Source organism: Bradyrhizobium ottawaense, from assembly GCF_900099825.1.
Lineage (GTDB): Bacteria > Pseudomonadota > Alphaproteobacteria > Rhizobiales > Xanthobacteraceae > Bradyrhizobium > Bradyrhizobium ottawaense_A.
The window spans coordinates 3,082,663-3,102,674 of record NZ_LT629693.1 but is presented as its reverse complement, the minus strand read 5'-3'; the positions used below and the strand labels follow the sequence as shown (position 1 = coordinate 3,102,674).

Below are 20,012 nucleotides of genomic sequence, written 5' to 3'. Positions count from 1 at the left end.
TGATCTTTTCCGCTTGGTGCCGTCAGGCCGATTATATTGCGGCGCACAAGCGGGCGGATTAACTGCTTTCAAACGTGCTAGAATTGCACGCTTGCACGCGACGCCTTGGCAAGGGACAAGCAAATACGGGCTCATCGCGCGCGCCCTGAGAAGAGACATCCATGACGACCGCCGCCGCTACCCATCTCGTCATCGCCGATGATCACCCGCTGTTCCGCGACGCCTTGCGGCAGGCGGTGGCAGGTGTTTTGACCTCGGCCACCATCAGCGAGGCCGGTTCGTTCGACGATCTCACGGCACTGCTGGAGCGGGATTCCGACGTCGATCTGGTCCTGCTCGACCTTTCGATGCCGGGAATCTCGGGCTTCTCCGGCCTGATCTATCTGCGCGCGCAATATCCGGCGATCCCGGTGGTCATCGTGTCCGCCAGCGACGACGCCGGAACCATCCGGCGCTCGCTCGATTTCGGCGCCTCCGGCTTCATTCCGAAGCGCTTCGGGGTCGAGACATTGCGTGACGCCATCATGAAGGTGATGGACGGCGATGTCTGGGTCCCGCAGGACACCGACCTTTCGTCGGTCAACGACCCCGACATGACGCGGCTGCGCGACCGGCTGGTGACGCTGACCCCGCAGCAGGTGCGGGTGCTGATGATGCTGTCGGAGGGGCTGCTCAACAAGCAGATCGCCTATGAGCTCGGCGTCTCCGAGGCGACCATCAAGGCCCATGTCTCGGCGATCCTGCAGAAGCTCGGCGTCGAAAGCCGCACCCAGGCCGTGATCGCGGCTGCAAAAATCGCCGGCGGCCAATGGCGCCAGGGAACGCCGACCGGGTAGGGCCCGTAGCAACCATTAAACGCTGAAGGACTTTTCTGCCCACGGCGTTCCGCGCTGAACGACGGTATTTGCGTAGATTAGCAGCTTTCGAGCGCATGCGATGAGTGCTGCAGTGTGGGCTTTTCCGCGTGCTGTCAGGCGAGCATAGAGCGCGACAAGAGCCCTGTTCCAGCGGAAGGCCGCCGGGAGAGCTGCCGCATACAGGGAGCGGCGTAAGCGGCTGCGACCGCCGGCGATATGCCGCTGTCCTCTATGTTGTCCGCTGTCGTCGTCAAAGGGAGCCAGCCCAGCAAGGGCGGCGGCCTCCTCGCGGCTGACGCGGCCGAGTTCAGGCATTCGAATGATGAGCGCCAGAGCTGTGCGCTCGCCGATACCGGGAATGCTCAACACCAGGTCAAGCCGCAGGGCGAGATCGTGGTGGGCGCGCAGCCGCTTGGCAATGTTACGTATCTGCGCCGCGCGTCTTGTCTTCAGCCTTGCAATGTCGGCATTGACCGTCCGCCGTATCTCGGGCTCGTCGATATGCTCCAGCCTGGTTTTGTAGCGCGCGATATCCTCCTCGATCTGTTCGAGAAAGGTCAGGTATCCCGCCAGTTCTGCCAGGCGAGGGTCTGGCTCAATCTTCGGCGGATCGATAGAGGCAGTACATGCGGCGATCAGTTCCGCATCGAGCGCATCGTTCTTAGCGCGTCGCAAATGCACCCGACCGAACGCCTTGACCTGGACCGGCTGCAACACCAGCACGGTGAAGCCTACCGCACGCAAATGCTCCATCACGCCTCGTTCGTAGCCGCCCGTCGCCTCGATCCCGACACGCGTCACGCCAGCATTGGTCAAGTTTGCGACCAAGGCGCGCCAGCCCGGCAGAGCGTTAGCGACCTGCCAGCGCTCGATGTGACCGTGAACGGCAACGTCGAGCTTGGTCTTGGACGTATCGATTCCAGCCGTCGTTATGATAGTCTGTGTCATCTTCGTCGACCCTGCCTTGTGAAGCGAACCAAGTTGTTCCGGCAACCATCCGGGTCCGATGAAGGTGCTGACGACGATCACGCTACAGGGCAGCCACAAACTGCTCAGGATGGGTTCGATCCGATCGCCAGCGGCCTGCCGTGGATGGCCGTCCACGGCAGGCCATTCCTTTCGGAACATCCCAATGATAGTCGAATTCGCTATTACAAGGATGGGTGGAGCGCAGCGATACCCATCACCTCGCGATCCGGGCATCCCTGCATGACCGAATACCGCCGCAACTTCATCACCGGTGGCAGTTTCTTCTTCACCGTCAATCTGGCTGATCGACGGCTGTCGTTGCTGACGGAATGTATCGACGACCTGCGCACCGCCTTTCGTGAGACGCGGTTGCATCATCCGTTCACGACCGACGCGATGGTCGTGCTGCCTGACCATCTCCACGCTGTCTGGACGTTACCGGAAGGCGACACGGATTTTTCCACGCGCTGGCGGCTGATCAAAACATCATTTTCCCGGAAATCCGCATTGGGTGAGCCGATTTCGACCAGTCGCGCTGCCAAGGGCGAGCGCGGTATCTGGCAGCGTCGCTATTGGGAGCACACAATTCGCGACGAGAAGGATTTCGCGCGCCACATCGACTACGTTCATATCAATCTACTCAAGCATGGCTTGGTGACACGGGTCAGGGATTGGCCGTACTCGTCGTTCCATCGCATGGTGAAACTCGGAGTTTATCCGGAGGATTGGGCGGGCGATGTTTCCGGGCTTGATGGGGAATTTGGCGAAAGGCCCTGAATGTGTTGTGAGATGATGGGTATCGCTTCGCTCCACCCATCCTACGTGTCGGAGACGCCCGCTACTCCGCCGCCACCATCTGCTGGGTCCGCCACTGACCTATCAGCGCCCGCAACGATGCCGGCTTGACCGGCTTGTTGAGCACGGCGATGTTTTCCTCGCGCGCGGCCGTCCGCACATGCGGGCTGCGATCCGCGGTGATCAGGATCGCCGGAATGGTTTCGCCGAAACGGCGGCGGATTTCGCGGATCGCGGCGACGCCGTTGCCGCGGTCGAGATGATAGTCGACCAGCAAGCCAGTGACGTTGCCGCCGGAGGCCTCGATCGCCGCGATCGCGGCCTCGGGCTCGGTCGCCGCGATCACCTCGGCGTTCCACGCCTTCAATAGCGTCTTCATGCCGTCGAGGATCGCCGCGTCGTTCTCGATGCAGACGATCAGCGCGCCGCTCATCGGCGTCCTGGAAAGCGGCGTCGCGCTGGTGACGGCGGCGGTATGGTTGATGGCGGTCGCAATCGGCACCGTCACCGAGAACACCGAGCCGCCGGACGCATTGGCGTCGATCGCGATGCCGTGGTTGAGCACGCGCGCCAGCCGCTCGACGATCGACAGGCCGAGGCCGAGGCCGCGCGCGATCCGCGCGCCCTGTTCGAGGCGGTGGAACTCCTTGAAGATCTCGCCACGCTTCATCACGGGAATGCCGACGCCGGTATCATAGACGCCGATCTGCAACGATTGCCCGCGGCGGCGGCCGCCGACCAGCACACGCCCGCGCGGGGTATATTTGATGGCGTTGGAGATGAAGTTCTGCAGCAGCCGCCGCAACAGCGAGCGGTCGGATTCCACCGGCAGCGAGCAGGGGACGAAGGTGAGTTCCAGCCCCTTGGCGCGCGCGATCGGCGCGAACTCGATTTCGAGCGAACGCATCAGGTCGGCCATCTTGAAGCTCGTGATCGAGGTCGTCATCGCGCCGGCATCGAGCCGCGAGATGTCCAGGAGCGCGCCGAGAATTTCCTCGATCGCTTCCAGGCTATCGTCGATGTTCTCGACCAGGCGCGAATCCTCGCCGCCGCTCTGCCGCTCGACCAGGCTGGTGACATAGAGCCGGGCGGCGTTGAGCGGCTGCAGGATGTCGTGGCTGGCGGCCGCCAGAAACCGCGTTTTCGAGATGTTGGCGTCCTCGGCGGTGCTTTTCGCCAGCGCCAGTTCGGAATTGAGCCGGGTGAGTTCCTCGGTGCGGTCGCGCACGCGCTTTTCCAGGGTCGCGTTGGCGCGCTCCAGCGCTTCGGCGGCCTCGAAGCTCGGCGTCACATCGGAGAAGGTGATGACGAGGCCACCGCCCGGCATCCGGTTGGAGCGGACCTCGATCACCATGTGGCGCTCGGGCAGGCGTTCCAGATAGGGCTCGCCCTCGGTGGTGTAGGCCTCCAGCCGCCGCTGCAACAGCGTATCGGCGTCGCCGAAGGCGGCGGGACTGACAGCCCCCATGAATTCGAGGATTTCCTGCAACGGCAGGCCGAGTTGCACCAGATGCGACGGCAGCGCCAGAATTTCGCCGAACTGCCGGTTCGAGCAGATCAGTTGCAGTTCGGCATCGAACACGGCGATGCCCTGGCGCACGTGGTTCAGCGCGGTCTGCAGGATCTCGCGGTTGAAATGCAGCGCGGCGTGGGAATCGTCGAGCAGCTTCAGCGCGGCCTTGGCGGAGACGGTGCGCTTGCGCAGCAACAGCGACATCACGAGGCGCGAGGAGGCCGCGCCGATCGAGGAGGCGATCAGGCGTTCGGCGTGCTGCAGCAGTTCGAAGTCGGCCGGTATGCCCGGATCGAGCGGGCGAGGGTGGCCGGCGGCAAAGGCCTCGAAGGCATGCTGGGCGCGCTCGGGGCCGAGATATTGCGCCACCGTGCTCTGGATGTCCTGCACCGTCACCGTGGTGCGCCAGCGCCGGAAGGTCGGCGCGATCGGCGCCAGCGTGTTCGGCACGAACAAATCGGCTTGCAAACGCTCGATCGACGATGGCTGACGCGCCAGCGACATCACGATGTAGGTCAGGACGTTGAGCGAGAGCGACCATGCGACGCCATGCAGCAATGGCGGCAGGTCGGCGCCGAACAGCGCCTGCGGCCGCAGCGCCTCGATGCCGAACGGCCCGTGTTGCAGCAGCATCAGGCCCACCGTAGAGGTCTCCAGGAAGCTCGGCAGAAACAGTGTATAGATCCACACCGCGACGCCGATCAGCATGCCGCCCATGGCGCCGCGGGCGGTCGCCTGCCGCCAGAACAGGCCGCCGAAGAAGGCCGGCGCCAGTTGGGCGATGGCCGCGAATGACAGCAGGCCGATCGCCGCCAGCTGGGTGTTGCCGAGTGCGCGATAGTAGAAATAGGCCATCACCATGATGGCGAAGATCGCAAACCGCCGCACCTTGAGCAGGAAGTCGCCGAAATCCTTCTGGCCGTTGCGGGTCTCGCCGCTGCGCTGCAACACCAGCGGCACCACGATATCGTTGGAAACCATGATCGAGAGCGCGACGCATTCGACGATCACCATCGCGGTCGCAGCCGACAGGCCGCCGACGAATACGGCGACGCTGAGCAAGTGCGCATTGCCTTCGATCGGCAGCGCCAGCACATACATGTCGCTGTCGACGGCGCCGAACGGGAAGGTGATGAGGCCGGCAATCGCGATCGGGATCACGAACAGGTTGATGGCGACCAGATAGAGCGGAAACAGCCAGCGGGCGCGGTTGACCTCGGCCATGCTGGAATTCTCGACCACGCTGACGTGAAACTGCCGCGGCAGCAGCATGATCGCGCAGAACGAAAGCAGCGTCATGGTCAGGAAATTGCCTATCCCCGGCACGTAGTCGATGACACGCACCGCCTCCGGGGTCTTCATCGCGCGTTCGATCAGTTCGACGGGTGTGAACATCCAGAAGGTGACGAAGGCGCCGGCGGCGAGGAAGGCCACCAGCTTGACGATGGATTCGGTGGCAACCGCCAGCATCAGGCCGTGCTGGTGCTCGGTGGCGTCGGTCTGGCGGGTGCCGAACAGCACCGCGAACACCGCCATCGCCAGCGTGACGACCAGCGCGATGTCGCCGATGATCGGGATCGAGGAGAACGCCTTGTCCTCGCTCAGGATGGTCTCCAGCGACGACGCCATCGCCTTGAGCTGGAGCGCGATATAGGGAACCGATCCGATGATCGCGATCAGCGCCACGGTGGCGGCAACCGCCTGGCTCTTGCCGTAGCGCGCGGCGATGAAGTCGGCGATCGAGGTGATGTTCTGCGACTTGGCGAGCTGGATCACCCGGCGCAGCAGTGGCGTGCAAAGCCCGATCATCAGGATCGGGCCGACATAGATCGCGAGAAAGTCGACGCTGGTGCGGGTGGCGAAGCCGACCGAGCCGAAGAAGGTCCAGGAGGTGCAATAGATCGCCAGCGACAGCGGATAGATCAGCATGCCGGCGCGGCCGCGCTGGCTCGGCGACAGCCGGTTGCCCTGGCTGGCGACAAAGAACAGCAGCCCGATATAGGCGAACGCGGCGGCGATTACGCCCCAGTCGTGCAGCATCGCGGCCTGTCTCCTTCCCGGCCCGAAAGGGCCGTCGTGGAGTATAAACGCATTGGGCCGGCAGCGCATCGCGCCACCGGCCCAATTTGACGGGATTCGGAAGGGTAGGGTTACTCGGCCGCCAGCGATTTCTGCTTCAGCGGCAGGCCGAGGCGTTCCCAGACCTGCAGCAGCGCGTCGGCGAGGCCGTCGATCAGGCCGTCGTCATGGTAGGGCGAGGGCGTGATCCGCAGCCGTTCGGTGCCCTTGGCCACGGTCGGATAGTTGATCGGCTGGATGTAGACGCCGTGCTCCTCGAGCAGGATGTCGCAGGCCTGCTTGCACTTCTCGGGGTCGCCGACGAACAGCGGCACGATATGGGTGTCGTTCGACATCACCGGCAGGCCGGCGGCGTTCAGAATCGCCTTGACGCGGGCGGCGCGGTCCTGGTGGCGCTCGCGCTCCCAGCTCGAGGTCTTGAGATGACGGATCGCAGCGGTGGCGGCGGAACAGATCGCCGGCGGCAGCGCGGTGGTGAAGATGAAGCCCGGCGCATAGGAACGCACGGCGTCGATGATGTCGGCATTCCCGGCAATATAGCCGCCGAGGCAGCCGAAGGCTTTTGCGAGCGTGCCCTCGAGCACGTCGATGCGGTGCATGACGCCGTCACGCTCGGCGATGCCGCCGCCGCGCGGGCCGTACATGCCGACTGCATGGACCTCGTCGACATAGGTCATGGCGCCGTACTTTTCGGCCAGATCGCAAATCTTCGCCAGCGGCGCGACGTCGCCGTCCATCGAATACAGGCTTTCGCAGGCGATCAGCTTGGGCCGGTCGGGACCCGCCGCGATCAAGAGCTGTTCCAGATGCTCGACGTCGTTGTGACGGAAGATCTGGCGTTCGCAGCCGGCCTGACGGACGCCTTCGATCATCGAATTGTGGTTGAGCGCGTCCGACAGGATCAGGCAGTTCGGGATCAGCTTGGCGATGGTCGCGATGCCGGTCTGGTTCGAGACGTAGCCCGAGGTGAACAGCAGCGAAGCCTGCTTGCCGTGCAGATCGGCCAGTTCGGCCTCGAGCTGCACCAGCGGATGATGGGTTCCGGCGATGTTGCGGGTGCCGCCTGCGCCGGTGCCGACGCGGGTGGCGGTCTCGACCATGGCGCCGACCACCCTGGGGTGCTGGCCCATGCCGAGATAGTCGTTGGAACACCAGATCACGACGTTGCGCGGGCCCTTCGGCGAGTGCCAGAGCGCGTGCGGGAACCGGCCGGCGATCCGTTCGAGGTCGGCGAAGACCCGGTAACGCCGCTCTTCATGCAGGCGGTTGAGGGCGGCACTGAAAAATTGGCTGTAATCCATCACGAGACCCGGAACGGACAGGCCGGGTTGGCCGTCCTCTTGTTAGCTCCGCCCTTTTTAGAGCTTTTCCAGGTTTCGTGTCGAGCCGATTCGGGCCGCTCGGTAATGTACCGGAGGACAGGAGGGTTGCTCCGAGCGCGGAGCAAAACTTGATCCCGATCAATGTGCTAGGCGCGATTTACTGTCCCGGCATGTTGCGGGCTGCGCGCACAAGCGCGTCAGGTGCTACGATCACTTTTCGACCGGCCGGAAATGCGGCCGAACAATCGCGGGAGGCCGCATTGGAGCGTGAAAGCCGGCAAGCCCATTGGGAAGACGTCTACGCCAAAAAGGCGGAGAACGAGGTCAGCTGGTTTCAGGAGAATCCGGCGCCGTCGCTTCAAGCCATTGCGCTGGTTGGCGCCACTGAGGCCTCGGCCATCGTCGACATCGGCGGCGGGGCCTCACGGCTGGTGGATCAACTGCTCGCGAAGGGATTTCACGACGTCACCGTGCTCGACCTGTCCGCTGCAGCGCTGGAGGCGGCCAAGGCTCGACTGGGCACGCAGGCCGCGAAGGCCCGATGGATCGTCGCTGATGTAACGGCCTGGCAGCCGCCGGCGACCTACGACCTCTGGCACGACCGGGCGGCATTTCATTTTCTCACCGATGCGAATGACCGCGCCGCCTATGTCGCCTGCCTCAAGCGCGGCTTGAAGCCCGGCGGGCATGCCGTCATCGCCACCTTCGCGCCTGACGGCCCCGAACGGTGCAGCGGGTTGCCGGTGGTGCGCTATGATGCCGAAAGCCTCGGACGCGCGCTCGGTCGTGAGTTCAGGCTGCTGCAGACGCGGCGCCACGAGCACGCGACGCCCTGGGGTTCGCGGCAGGTGTTCCAGTTCAGCGCGTTTCGCCGCGAGGAGTAGAGCGTTTTCCAGCGAAGTGGAAACCGGTTCGCGTCAAGAAAACGCGTCAAATCAAAAATCTAGAGCCCCGTTCCGATTCCATCGGAACGGAAAAGGCTCTAGGTGGTCCGGAACCGCAGCACGCCGTCGGTCACTTCCGAGGTCAGGCGGCCTTCGTTGAGCATGTAATTGACATGCGCGATCAGTTCGCCGGCGGCAAAGCCCATCTGGTGCACGTCGAGTTCGTATTTGTGGAACACGACCGGCACCAGTTGCCGCGAGGTTTGCGGAACGACACGGCAGGCTTCCGCGATCAGCCGGCAACGATCCTCGTGGTGGTCGGCCAACTGCTTGATGCGCGTCTTCAGGCCGTAAAACGGCACGCCGTGGCCGGGCAGCACCATGACGTCGTAGGGCAGTGTCGTGGTCAGGCTCGCCAAGGAGGCCAGATATTCGCCGAGCGAATTCTGGTCGGGCTCGACCGCCCAGACGCTGACATTGGGCGAGATCTTGCTCAGCACCTGGTCGGCGGACAGGAACAGCTTGTCGGCGGCGCAATACAACATCACCTGGTCGAGGGCGTGGCCGCCGCCGGTGATGACCTTGAAGCGCCGCGTCCCGATCGAAATCTCGTCGCCATGCGAGATGCGGCGATAGGCCGGCGGCAGCACCGAAACCCGCTTCAGGTAATCCTGGCCGCGGCCGAGCAGCTTGTCGGTCAGGTTCTCGTCCATGCCGTGGCGGCGGAAGAACAGCCGCTGCGCCAGCTTGCGTTCTTCGGTGCCGCGGTTCTGGTGGTAGACCGACTGCAGATATTCGACCTGCGACATCTGCAGCGGGCAGTTGAAGCGCTCGACGATCCAGCCGGCGAGGCCGACGTGATCGGGATGCGAATGGGTCACGATCAGCCGCGTCAGCTTCACATGCCGCAGCGGGCCCTCGAACAGCGTGGTCCAGGCCGCGATGGTTTCCTCATTGCCGAACCCGGAATCGACCATCGCCCAGCCGTCGCCGTCGGCGAGCAGATAGATGTTCACGTGGTTGAGCCGGAACGGCAGCTTCAGCCGGACCCACAATACGCCGGGCATGACCTCGACGACCTGATCGTGGCCGGGATGATTTTCCCAGGGGTATCGCAGTGCCTCGGCCGAGGACTGAACCGTGTCTGTTTTTGTATCCATGGCTACGGCTTAGCCGCACCTACGGCGGGGCGCTAGATGAAAAAGCGGGGGGCGGTTTGGATATTGGGCATGGGTTGCGTGGGGGCCCGGCCCCTCTCGATTTGAGCCGTCATTCCGGGTCTGGTGCTGGCGCACCATCCCGGAACGACGAATTCGCTTACGCCGCCCTGATATTCGACAGGAACGCGTCGATTTCCTCACGCAGCACCTCGGCCTCGCGGCGCAGCGCGCTGGAGGCGGTCAGAACCTCGTTGGCGGCGGTTCCGGCTTCGGTCGAGGCTGAGGAGACGCCGACGATGTTGCTGGAGACCTCGCTGGTGCCGCCGGCGGCGTGCTGGATGTTGCGCGCGATCTCGCGCGTCGCCGCACCCTGCTCCTCGACCGCGGCCGCGATCGCGGTGGTGACGTCGTTGATCTCGCTGATGGTAGAGGAGATGCTGCGGATCGCCGACACCGCCGACGTCGTCACCGTCTGCATGCTGCCGATCTGCTGGCGGATTTCGTCGGTGGCCTTCGCGGTCTGGTTGGCGAGGCTCTTCACTTCGGAAGCGACCACGGCAAATCCGCGGCCGGCTTCACCGGCGCGGGCGGCTTCGATGGTGGCGTTCAGCGCCAGGAGGTTGGTCTGCGAGGCGATGGTCTGGATCAGATCGACCACCACGCTGATCCGGCCGGCGTTTTCGGCGAGCCCCTGCATGGTGGCGTCGGTCTGGCCTGCTTCCTCGACCGCCTTGCGGGCGATTTCCGCCGAGGTGACGACCTGACGGCCGATTTCCTCGATCGAAGACGACAGTTGTTCGGTGCCCGACGACACGGTCTGGACGTTGACCGAGGTTTCCTCGGCGGCGGAGGCCACCGCGTTGACCAGTGCGCTGGACTGGTCCGCGGTCGTCGACATGCTTTGCGCGGTGGTCTGCATCGAGCCCGCTGCGGACTGCAGGCTGTCGAGTGCTGAGCGAACGGTGGTTTCGAACTCGACGATGCGCGCTTCCATGCGGGTGGCGCGTTCGGACTTGGCGATGCGGTCCTTGTCCTGGTCGGCCGAGAGCGCGCGGCTCTGGATCATACTGTCGCGGAACACCAAGAGCGAGTCGGCCATCGCCGCGATCTCGTCCGTCTGGTGGCTCTGGTAGATCTCGGATTCGAGGTCGCCGCTCGACAGCTGCTGCATTGAACGCTGCAGGCTGCGGATCCGGCGCAGGATGCTGCGGCCGACATAGAGCCAGACGAACAGGATCGAGCCTATCAGCGTCAGCACGCCGAGCCCGAGCATGACCATGGTCGCCAGTGAAATCTCCTGGCGCGCCTGCCAGGTCGAGGTGTCGGTTTCCTTGCGGACGCCGTCGACCAGTTGCTGCACGCTGATGCCGAGGCCGACATTGAGCTTGCGGGTTTCCTCCAGAATGGTCTCGCCGTAGTCGGTGGAGTCGAGTTCCAGCTGGCGGATCTTGAAGACGCGGGTCTTGCCCTCGCCGAGCGACAGCAGTTTCAGCGCCGCCTCGCTCAGCGCCTTGGTGCTGGCGTTCTTGGGCAGGATTTCGAGGTTGGATTTGACGCGGCCCTGCGTCTCCTTGAATTCCTTTTCGATCGCTTCCAGCGTGTCGCTGTTGTTGGCCGACAGCGCCGCCGTCATGTCCGACGCCATCAGGTTGGTGCTGGCAATGACGTTGCCGAGCAGTTCGACGTTGCGCGCCGCCTCGCTGGCATCGTCGGTCGACAGGTTGGCGGCTCCCAGGACCGCGTTGATCCGGGCCTGCGCGTCCATCATCGCCGGCGCCGAGGCGGTGACGAAATCGGCCTGCGCCTTGCGCAAGGCGGCATATTGCTTGTCATGCAGGGCGGCGACGTCGAGCCGTTCGCGCGCAGCCGAGCCCAGGCTCTTGATCATGTCGTCGATGTTCTTGACGGTTTCGTTGAGCGCCGCGACGACGTTCTTGTCGGCGCCGAGCTCGATGATCTCGCCGAGCTTCTGCAGCGCCAGCGTCTGGGTTTCCTTCATCTTCTTGGAGCGTTCGTTCAGCGCCTCTTCGCTGCGCGCGGCCAGAAGCGCCGGCCCCTGGCTGGCCAGGCTCGCGCTCTGCGCCGAGAGCTGCAGGCTGGCGGCGAGGCGGGGGATGTCGCGTCCGCTCAGGTCGACCATGGTCCCGCCGAGACGTCCGAGCACCAGGCCCGCGCCGGCGCTGATGACGATCGCCATGCCGGCGATGACGGCGAAGGCGACGAAAAGACTGCCCCTGACGCCGAACCGCGGAAAGCTGAAACCCTTGAGTTTGAATTTGCTCGTTCTGAACCGAAACGCCATGTGTCCGCCGCCCCGTCTACGCTACCTTGGGATGTTTCCTCGCGCGGCAGTATCGAGGTACCCGGTTAACAACTCGGGAAAACCACGGGCCTGCCTGCGATTTTTTCCGCCGTTAACGTTTGGTTTGACGGGTTTCCGCGAAACCGAAAATGGGATGCGACAGCAAAAAGGCCGGCATGAAGCCGGCCTTTCGTAGTCTCTGGTGCAACTTCCCGCTGAGGGCGATCAGTAGCGTGCGGCCACCGGGCCGCCGAGGTTGAAGCGGTAGTTGACGCCGACTTTCAGCGTATGCTCGTCGTTGCGCCAGCTGCCGAACGGCGCCAGCACGCCAGGCGTCACGAAGCGGGTGCTGCCGAAGTCGTAGTACATGTACTCGGCCTTGGCCGACCAGTTCGGCGCGAACATGTATTCGACGCCGGCGCCGACGGTGTAGCCGTTGCTGTGGTTCTTATCGAGCGTGAAGGGCACGTTGGCGCCCAGGAAGGTCAGGGTGTCGCGGTTGTCGGAATAGGCGTAGCCGCCTTTGACATAGACCAGGCCCGGACCCCAGGTGTAGCCGACGCGGCCGGTGATCGAGCCGAGGCCGCGCTGGTTGTTGTTGTAGATGGCGCCGCCCGGGAAGCTTGCGTTGATGTAGTTGCCGCCGAGCCAGCTGTACTGGCCTTCGACACCGAGAACCCAGTTCGGTGCGAACTGGTAGTCGGCGCCGGCCTGCAAACCGCCAAGGAAGCGGGTGCTGTAATCGCTCAGCACCAGGCCGTTGAGATTGTTACTGCCGGCGAAGGCGCCGCCGATGTGGCCGCCGATGTAGAAGCCGGTCCAGTTGTACAGCGGCGCGGCGTAGACCGGCGCTGACTTGTTGTAATAGGGGCGGGCGCCGAGATCGGCGCCGAGGGCAGGCGCGGCGAACGCTGCGAGGGCGACGGTGGCGAGCAGGAACTTCTTCATGATCTTGGTCTCCGAAATGGTTGGGAGACACCGCGTGCGGGCGTCGTCCATGGCCGGCAGTTAGACAGCTTTTGAATAAAATGCTGTCACTCGTCGGACACAGTGGATGGCAACCCAACCCATTGGCAGGTAAACGTTTTTTGTACTTAACAGGGGCCTAATCAAAGCTGAAGAAAGGCTTAATTTTCGAAGCCCCAACGGCCCGTGCGGCAAGCTTCGCTTAACCAATCCGCCGCAGCACATCGCTCAGCATCTGCTCGCGGAAGGCCTGCCGGCGGGCGGGGCGGTCCTTTACCGCGACGTCGTGGCGGTCGAACACGTTGAACATTTCGAGGATCGGATAATGGTCGCTCGCCATCGCCAGGATCCGCAACAACTCGGCCACCGGCCCGCTCGGACCTGAAACCTCCCATTTCCGGATCGTGCTGGCGCCGTCCTGTTCCGGCAGCCCGCAGAGTTTGGCCATGTCGGCTACCGTCAGATTCCGGCCGATGGCCTCACCGAGATGTTCGCGCAGTTTCTTCAATTCCGGGCCGGTCACGGGTTCTCCGTTTTCGAAAGGTCTCTGTGAACTGCGTCACACACGCCGCGCGGGGGGCGAGCTATACGCGACGCATTCGCTCCTTGAGGAGGCAACCATGCGCTCGCTCATCCAAAGTCTGACGCCCGACGATGGCCGGATCTACTGGCGACGGGTCGGCGGTATGTTCGCTCTTTACGTTGTGCTGATGGTCACGGCCGCAGGCGTCTTTGTCAGTCACGAATCATCGCGGAAACTGGCGCAGGAACCCGCCACCACTGTGGCGACCGATGTTAAAACGCGGTCGATCGCTCAATTCGCAGCCAACGACTGACTTGATGATGACTTCTGCTCAGGCGCCGATCGCATTTCGCACTACCACCTCGCGGTAAAACGCCGCGCTGAGTTTTGCGGTCCGCTTCTGCGTCTCGAAATCGACGTGGTAGAGCCCGAAGCGCTTTTCGAAACCGAAGATCCATTCGAAATTGTCCATCAGGCTCCACAGGAAATAGCCGCGAACCGGTACGCCTTCGGCGGTCGCGCGCTGCAATTGCCGCAGATAATTTCGCAGGAACATGATGCGATCGAGATCGTAGACCTGGCCGTCGGCCGCGATCTTGTCCTCCGACGAGGTGCCGTTCTCGCTGATGTAGATGGTGTCGAGGTTCCAGATTTTTGCGGCCAACCGCGGCGCCCAATAGATGACTTCCGGGCCCACCCGCAGCCACTCCGAATTCATGTGCGGGAACGAGGCCGGGAACGGCAGCACCTTCCAGCCGGGCTTCTGGTCGGACGCGGCAATGTAGAATTGCGGCGCGTAGATGTTGAGGCCGACAAAATCGTTTTTGGCGCCGATGATCTTCAGTTCCTCAGGCGTGAATTTCGGGGCGTCCTTGCCGGAATATGCGAGGAAGCCGTCGGCGTATTTGCCCTCGAGCATGACGCCGAGCAGGCCTGCGTTCAGTTCGCGCGTCGCCATTTCGGCGGCGCGGACGTTTTCCGGCGTGTCGAAGACCGGCACGCAGGCCGCGATATTCTCGGCCGGGCCCACCTTGGTACCGGGGCGCGCGTGGGCGCGGATCGCCTGCACCGCAAGGCCATGCCCCAGCGCGACGTGGTGCCGCGCCTGGTTCAACTCGCCGGTGGGCAGCTTGAGGCCGGGCGCGTCGATGCCCCATCCGTAGCCGAAGTTGAGGAAACGTCCGGCTTCGTTGAGCGTGAAGATGTTCTTGACGCGATCGCTGACGCGTTCCGCCACATAGCCCGCATAATCGGCGAACGCCTTTGAGGTGTCGCTGGAGCGCCAGCCGCCGACCCGGTCCTCGAGCGCCTGCGGCAGGTCCCAGTGATACAGCGTCGCGTACGGCTCGATGCCCTTGGCCAGCAGTTCGTCGATCAGGCGATTGTAGAAGTCGAGCCCCTTCGGATTGGGCGCGCCGGTGCCGTCGGGAAATATCCGCGGCCAGGCGATCGAGAATCGATAGGCCTTGACGCCAAGCGCTTTGATCAGGCCGACGTCTTCCTTGTAGCGGTGATAGTGATCGTTGGCGCGGTCGGCGGTGGTGTGATCTGCGATTGTGCCCGGCGTGTGCGCAAAGGTGTCCCAGATCGAGCGGCCGCGGCCGTCCTCGTTGACGGCGCCCTCGATCTGATAGGCCGACGTCGCGGTGCCCCACAGGAAGTCCTTCGGGAAGCTCGCGGGCGCATGCCGGTCCACCGCCGGCGCTGGCTCGCCCTGCGCTGCGTTCGCCGCGGTCGCTGCTCCGAGCGCGGAAAGGCCCGCGAATTTGCCGAACTGCCGGCGCGAGAATTTTCCGAACATCGCTTTTCTCCGGTCAGCGTTCGTCGATCTGGTAGGCGGAAATCCTGTCGATCTCGAACGCGACCGTAACAGGCGACTCGCTGTCGACGAAACCCACGCCGGGAAAATGGTTCGAACCCATCGCCAAGTTGACGATCATGTACATGGGATCGTCGAAACCGACCGGGGTCTTGATCTCTGATACCGGCTTGCGGTCGATGAAATAGGTGATGCGGTCCGGCTGCCACAGCACACCGTAATCGTGGAAAGCGCGCGACGTGTCCGCGACCGCGAAGTCGAACCCGCAGTGCTCGACGCGCTGGGTCTCCGGTATTCGCCAATGCGTCGTCATCACCAGGTTGTTCGACTTCGGCCCGCGGCCTTCCAGCACGTCGATCTCCGGCGGCCAACCGCCGTCATCGGCGAGCAGCCAGAACGCCGGCCACACCCCGATGCCTGCCGGTATTTTCGAGCGGATTTCGAAATAGCCGTGCTTTTGCGAAAAACGGCTCTGGGTCGTCAGGAGGCCCGACACATATTCATTGTTGAACAGCACCGGCTTGAGGGCCGCGGGTGTGCGGCTGGCGACGATCGAGAGAATGCCGTCGCGAACCCTGAACGGGTCGAGTCCCAGCGGCGTGGTTTCGCGTCCGCCGTAGCGCGGATCGACATAGATCTGCTGTTCGCCGTTCCAGCTGTCCTTGCGTCGGAAGTCGGAGCCCTCGCCGCCCCAATATCGCGCTTCCGGCCAGGCGGCGCCGCCGGCGTAGTGCGGGATCCAGCGGTCATCGGACAGCGGATGGGTGTCGAAATCGTCGTGAAACGTCCGGTGCAGCGAAACCTGCGCCAGCGCTGCGGGATCCGTGCTTTCGACACGACGGCAAGTGTCGCCGAGCGGCGCGGTCGCGACCTGCAACGCGAGCTTTTCCGGCGCGCCGGCGAGATCGGCTTGCGCGAAAGCCGGGGTGGTGGCGAAGAGGCAGGTGACCAGGGCCAATACGCGCGGTGTCAATGCAAGGTCCCCCACGTAAACGGCGGGCTCGTCATCCGACGTCTTATCGCATCGTGATTTCAGAACCTAGCGCACGATCGCGCTGGACGAAATCAAATCGTTGAACGGAAAAACGTCGCAAAACGATCCAAAACGAGCTTCCGGCGACGGTTCGGTCGCTTCAGACCCGGCCGATCACCCCAGGTCGGCTCGCGGCAACGTGATTAAATGATGTTCGTCATTTTATTGATCCGGGAAACGACCGGACTAGCTGAGTGGGAGCGCATCACCACCAAGGCAAACGCGCTAGTCAGGAGCGACGCAGATGTCCATTATTCATCTTCACCAGCGAACCACTTTGACCGCCGAACAATACATCGCGGGGCTCACGGATTTCGGACCGGGGCGCTCGAAACTGTTTGGCAACAGCGCTGACGCGTACCTCAAGGTGCATCATCGGGGCGGCTCGCAGGCCGATGTCACGGAAGGTTCCGGCGGCGTCTGGGAGCGTTTGCACTACGACTGGTCGGATCCCGGCCGCGTCGTTCTCGCCACGGTCGATTCCAATGTGTGGGGAGGCAGCTCGGGTCACACCTACAGCTTTGCGCGGCGAGCCGACGGCATGACGGACATTGATGTTGTCGTCGTTCGCGAGGGCAAAAACCTGAAGGGGCGAATACTCGGTTTCGTGCTCGGAACCATTGGCAGGCGTGTCCTGGAACGGGCGTTTGAAAATTCGGTCAAGGCCATCGAAGCGCGGAACGCTTCAGCGCCCGACACCGGCCCGTCAGGCCGAGCTGCACTTTCATCCAAGGCGGCGTAGCCGGTGTAAGTATTCGGTCTACCGGCGTGCTAATCGGGTGGCCTGAGCGAAACCTGCTCATGGAATTACGCCAAGCGCCTTCAGTTCCGCATTGGCGGCATCCCACTCGTTGAAACTGTGCGGGCAATCGCTTGCCGCCAGGCGGAACAGGCGGGTTGCTTCGTCCTTCAACCCCTTGGTCAGCGAAAGCTCACCACTGTAGAAATTCGCCTCGCAGACCTGGCCGATCTTCTTGGTGGCGTCCGGATCGTCGGCGGCGGCAAGTACGGCCGCAGGCGTCATCTGGTCCATGAACAGTCTGATGACAGGCGCCGGCCAGACGGCCATGTCGATCCGGGAGCTGGTTTGCGCCAGACGGCTCGGGAGATGGTTACGCTGGCCGACGATATCGGCCCACAGTGCGATATAGGCATTTTTTGGTGCCTGCGCACTTGCCTGGTTAAGATCGGCCAGTGCCTTTTCGATCGAGCCGGCAAAGATGTATGAACGCCCGCGAGCAAAGTAGGCCGAAGCGGATTTCGGATTGAGCCGGACCGCCTCATTGTAGTCGGCAATGGCACGGTCATTGTCGCCCTTGCCCTGGTAAGCGGTCCCACGACCGACGAAGGCCCTGGTGGATTTTGGATCGAGCCGGATCGCCTCGTTGTAATCGGCAATGGCGCGGTCGTTGTCGCCCGTTTCGAGATAGGCGATACCTCGATTGTAGAAGGCCTTGACGTGTTTGGGATCGATCCGGATCGCCTCGCTGTAGTCCGCGATGGCGCGTTCGTTGTCGCCCTTGTCGCTATAGGCGCTACCTCGATTGCTGAAGGCCACGGCGAATTTGGGATCGAGCCGGGTCGCCTCATTGTAGTCGGCGATGGCGCGGTCGTAGTCGCCCTTGTCGTTATAGACGCGACCTCGATTGTTGAAGGCATTGGCGTATTTGGGATCGAGCCGGATCGCCTCGGTGATGTCGGCGATGGCACGGTCGTTGTCGCCCTTGTCGCCATAGGCGATACCTCGATTGTTGAAGGCCGTGGCGTCTTTGGGATCGAGCCGGATCGCCTCGCTATAGTCGGCGATGGCGCGGTCGCTGTCACCCTTGTCGCTGTAGGCGCTACCTCGATTGAAGAAAGCCTTGGCGTCCCTGGGATCGAACCTGATCGCCGCACTGTAGTCGGCGATGGCATGGTCGTTGTCGCCCTTGTCGCCGTAGGCTTTGCCTCGCTTGAAGAAGGTCGCGGCGCTTTTGGGATCGAGCCGGATCGCCTCGCTGTAGTCGGCGATGGCGCGGTCGTTGTCGCCCTTCTCGTGGTAAGCGGCGCCTCGATTGCTGAAGGTCGTGGCGTCCTTGGGATCGAGCCGGATCGCTTCACTGAAGTCGGCGACGGCGTGGTCGATATCGCCCTTGTCGAAGTAGGCGATCCCCCGGCTATTGAAGATACTGCCGTCCTTGAGACCGAGCCGGATCGCCTCGTCGTAGTCGGCGACGGCGCGGTCGGGATCGCCCTTGTCGCGATAGGCGAGACCCCGGTTGTGGAAGGACGCGGCGAAGGTGGGATCGAGCCGGATCGCCTCATTGAAGTCGGCGATGCCGCGCTCGTTGTCGCCCTTTTGGCGATAGGCGACGCCTCGATTGCTGTAGTTGACCGCCTGCTCAGGTCCCGTCCGTTTCCCCGAATTGATGTCCTGCGTACAGGCAGCGATCCTGGCGTCGGGGTTTTGCAGATCGTAGCACGGCTCGGCGGCAGCGGCGTAACTCAGGAGCGTCATGGCCGCAGCAAGAGCGCTCCAGAATCTCCATGTCGTGCGGCTCATGCAGTCTCCCGGAGCGAAATTGCTGTCCTGGGATATGGTATCGGCATCTATTGGTCTGGTTCACAATCGGCCGGAAAAAGTCGCTGACTGAAACGCCCGCTGAGGGCGCGTGACTTGATGGGTGCCAGGCTACTGGCTTCTCAAACGGTGCCATGGGCTCAGTCGCGACAGCGGCGACATGGCGACCAGTCCAATTTCCGCCGAAAGTGGAGTTGAATTCAGGGAATTAGCGGCTTCGCGGTGGGCTATTGCGGCTCAGAATGACCGGATCCACTGCGCCCGTGGCGAGGTGTGCTATATATTTGGTTGGCCGCCAGAATCGTCGAAGATCGCAACCGAGACATCGCCGCGGGCGGTTTGTCCCAACTCGAAGGTTTGACGATGAACGACGTCGCATATGGCTAAGCGGATCTACGACAACAGCGGTAGGACGGCGGAAGCCGAAAATACCCGCGCTCAATTGATTGCGGCAGCTCGGAAGATCTTGAGCGAACGCGGTAATCGGACGCCGTTTTCGATGGACGCGGTGGCAAAAAAGGCGGGCGTGGCGCGCGCAACGGTCTATTTGCAGTTCGAGAACCGGGGGAGTCTGCTCGAAGCTGTCTTCGACACGATCGCCAACGAAGGGGGGTTGGGTGTTTTGCCTGAAGCCTTCACAGAGCCAGACCCTGTGGAGGCGCTGAAAAAAATTACCTCCGTTTTTGTCAGGTTTTGGATCGCGCAGAGAGAAGTTTGGCCGCGGCTCTCGCGTGAATTGGCCGATGACGAAGCGGCAGCGCGATTGACGGCTCGATCGGAGCGCCGCCGCCGCGGCATCGCCGTCATTGTTGGCCGCCTTGCTCAGAAACTGACGCTCGATCGCGCCGACGATCTGATCGATACGCTTCACGGAATGACGAGCTACGAATTTGTTGGTCAATTGATAGCGACCGAACGCTCGGAGGCCGAGGTGGAAGCGTTAATGCTCGAACTGGTCGAAGCAGTTATCCGGTCGCTCTGCCTCGCCAAGTCAAAGCCGCTTCGAAACGATGAAGACTCCTCGGTTTTGGCCGATCCTCGGCCAAGAAGGTAGGTCGATCTTTCAATCAACGCCGCAACTCGTCGCCTCGCGGCGGGCCGATGCGCAGCCGCGCGAACCCGCGTGGCGGGCGCGCTTCTCCGCCCAATATTGGATAGACATATTGTATTAGAATACCTTTTCGTATCCAAATTATGCAAATTTTTACAGCAATTATTCTAAAATATTTA

16 protein-coding genes are annotated in these 20,012 nt (G+C 63.0%); 6 read left to right on the top strand and 10 right to left on the bottom strand.

Annotation, left to right across the window (positions count from 1 at the left end):
• Positions 1-161: 161 nt before the first annotated feature.
• Positions 162-836 carry a response regulator transcription factor gene (locus BLR13_RS14515; RefSeq protein ID WP_074822828.1) on the top strand — a complete coding sequence of 225 codons (675 nt, stop codon included), beginning with the start codon at positions 162-164 and terminating at the stop codon, positions 834-836.
• A 15-nt stretch (positions 837-851) separates the two neighbouring features.
• Here BLR13_RS14515 and BLR13_RS14510 read toward each other — a convergent pair whose 3' ends face one another.
• On the bottom strand, positions 852-1,805 hold the full coding sequence (locus tag BLR13_RS14510; RefSeq protein ID WP_074831516.1) for an IS110 family transposase: 954 nt from the start codon (positions 1,803-1,805) through the stop codon (positions 852-854).
• 261 nt (positions 1,806-2,066) lie between these two features.
• On the opposite strand from BLR13_RS14510, the gene BLR13_RS14505 reads away from it, so the two are divergent.
• Positions 2,067-2,603 (top strand): REP-associated tyrosine transposase, encoded by a 537-nt coding sequence (locus BLR13_RS14505; RefSeq protein WP_074822831.1) that lies wholly within the window; start codon positions 2,067-2,069, stop codon positions 2,601-2,603.
• 61 nt (positions 2,604-2,664) lie between these two features.
• Here the strand turns inward: BLR13_RS14505 and BLR13_RS14500 are convergent, their stop codons facing one another.
• The gene (locus BLR13_RS14500; RefSeq protein ID WP_074822834.1) at positions 2,665-6,174 is read right to left on the bottom strand and encodes a hybrid sensor histidine kinase/response regulator; all 3,510 of its coding nucleotides are present in this window, start codon (positions 6,172-6,174) and stop codon (positions 2,665-2,667) included.
• Between the two features lie 110 nt (positions 6,175-6,284).
• Positions 6,285-7,514 carry a 5-aminolevulinate synthase gene (gene hemA, locus BLR13_RS14495; protein ID WP_074822836.1) on the bottom strand — a complete coding sequence of 410 codons (1,230 nt, stop codon included), beginning with the start codon at positions 7,512-7,514 and terminating at the stop codon, positions 6,285-6,287.
• A gap of 281 nt (positions 7,515-7,795) precedes the next feature.
• On the opposite strand from hemA, the gene BLR13_RS14490 reads away from it, so the two are divergent.
• Entirely contained in the window at positions 7,796-8,419 is a 624-nt protein-coding gene (locus BLR13_RS14490) for a class I SAM-dependent methyltransferase (protein ID WP_074822838.1), read from the top strand.
• Between the two features lie 98 nt (positions 8,420-8,517).
• Here the strand turns inward: BLR13_RS14490 and BLR13_RS14485 are convergent, their stop codons facing one another.
• The 4 genes from BLR13_RS14485 to BLR13_RS14470 all read right to left on the bottom strand — a co-directional run bounded on the left by BLR13_RS14485 (position 8,518) and on the right by BLR13_RS14470 (position 13,370).
• Complete coding sequence (locus tag BLR13_RS14485; RefSeq protein ID WP_074822841.1) at positions 8,518-9,579, bottom strand: MBL fold metallo-hydrolase; 1,062 nt, start codon at positions 9,577-9,579, stop codon at positions 8,518-8,520.
• A gap of 157 nt (positions 9,580-9,736) precedes the next feature.
• Positions 9,737-11,881, bottom strand: a complete 2,145-nt coding sequence (locus BLR13_RS14480) for a methyl-accepting chemotaxis protein (RefSeq protein ID WP_074822843.1) — start codon at positions 11,879-11,881, stop codon at positions 9,737-9,739.
• Positions 11,882-12,106: 225 nt separating this feature from the next.
• On the bottom strand, positions 12,107-12,829 hold the full coding sequence (locus BLR13_RS14475) for an outer membrane protein (protein WP_074831517.1): 723 nt from the start codon (positions 12,827-12,829) through the stop codon (positions 12,107-12,109).
• 220 nt (positions 12,830-13,049) lie between these two features.
• Complete coding sequence (locus BLR13_RS14470) at positions 13,050-13,370, bottom strand: helix-turn-helix domain-containing protein (protein WP_074822847.1); 321 nt, start codon at positions 13,368-13,370, stop codon at positions 13,050-13,052.
• A gap of 97 nt (positions 13,371-13,467) precedes the next feature.
• Between BLR13_RS14470 and BLR13_RS14465 the strand changes: the two genes are divergently transcribed.
• A complete protein-coding gene (locus BLR13_RS14465; protein WP_074822851.1) occupies positions 13,468-13,683 on the top strand; it encodes a hypothetical protein in 216 nt (71 codons plus the stop codon).
• A gap of 18 nt (positions 13,684-13,701) precedes the next feature.
• Here the strand turns inward: BLR13_RS14465 and BLR13_RS14460 are convergent, their stop codons facing one another.
• Both BLR13_RS14460 and BLR13_RS14455 read right to left on the bottom strand, forming a co-directional pair.
• Positions 13,702-15,171, bottom strand: a complete 1,470-nt coding sequence (locus tag BLR13_RS14460; protein WP_074822853.1) for a GH1 family beta-glucosidase — start codon at positions 15,169-15,171, stop codon at positions 13,702-13,704.
• Positions 15,172-15,184: 13 nt separating this feature from the next.
• Complete coding sequence (locus tag BLR13_RS14455; RefSeq protein WP_074822855.1) at positions 15,185-16,162, bottom strand: glycoside hydrolase family 16 protein; 978 nt, start codon at positions 16,160-16,162, stop codon at positions 15,185-15,187.
• Between the two features lie 304 nt (positions 16,163-16,466).
• Here BLR13_RS14455 and BLR13_RS14450 point away from each other — a divergent pair, with 304 nt between their 5' ends.
• Positions 16,467-16,964, top strand: a complete 498-nt coding sequence (locus BLR13_RS14450) for a hypothetical protein (RefSeq protein WP_074822858.1) — start codon at positions 16,467-16,469, stop codon at positions 16,962-16,964.
• A 57-nt stretch (positions 16,965-17,021) separates the two neighbouring features.
• Here BLR13_RS14450 and BLR13_RS14445 read toward each other — a convergent pair whose 3' ends face one another.
• Positions 17,022-18,764 carry a tetratricopeptide repeat protein gene (locus tag BLR13_RS14445; RefSeq protein ID WP_079586315.1) on the bottom strand — a complete coding sequence of 581 codons (1,743 nt, stop codon included), beginning with the start codon at positions 18,762-18,764 and terminating at the stop codon, positions 17,022-17,024.
• Positions 18,765-19,161: 397 nt separating this feature from the next.
• Here BLR13_RS14445 and BLR13_RS14440 point away from each other — a divergent pair, with 397 nt between their 5' ends.
• A complete protein-coding gene (locus BLR13_RS14440; protein ID WP_074822864.1) occupies positions 19,162-19,836 on the top strand; it encodes a TetR/AcrR family transcriptional regulator in 675 nt (224 codons plus the stop codon).
• Positions 19,837-20,012: the final 176 nt, after the last annotated feature.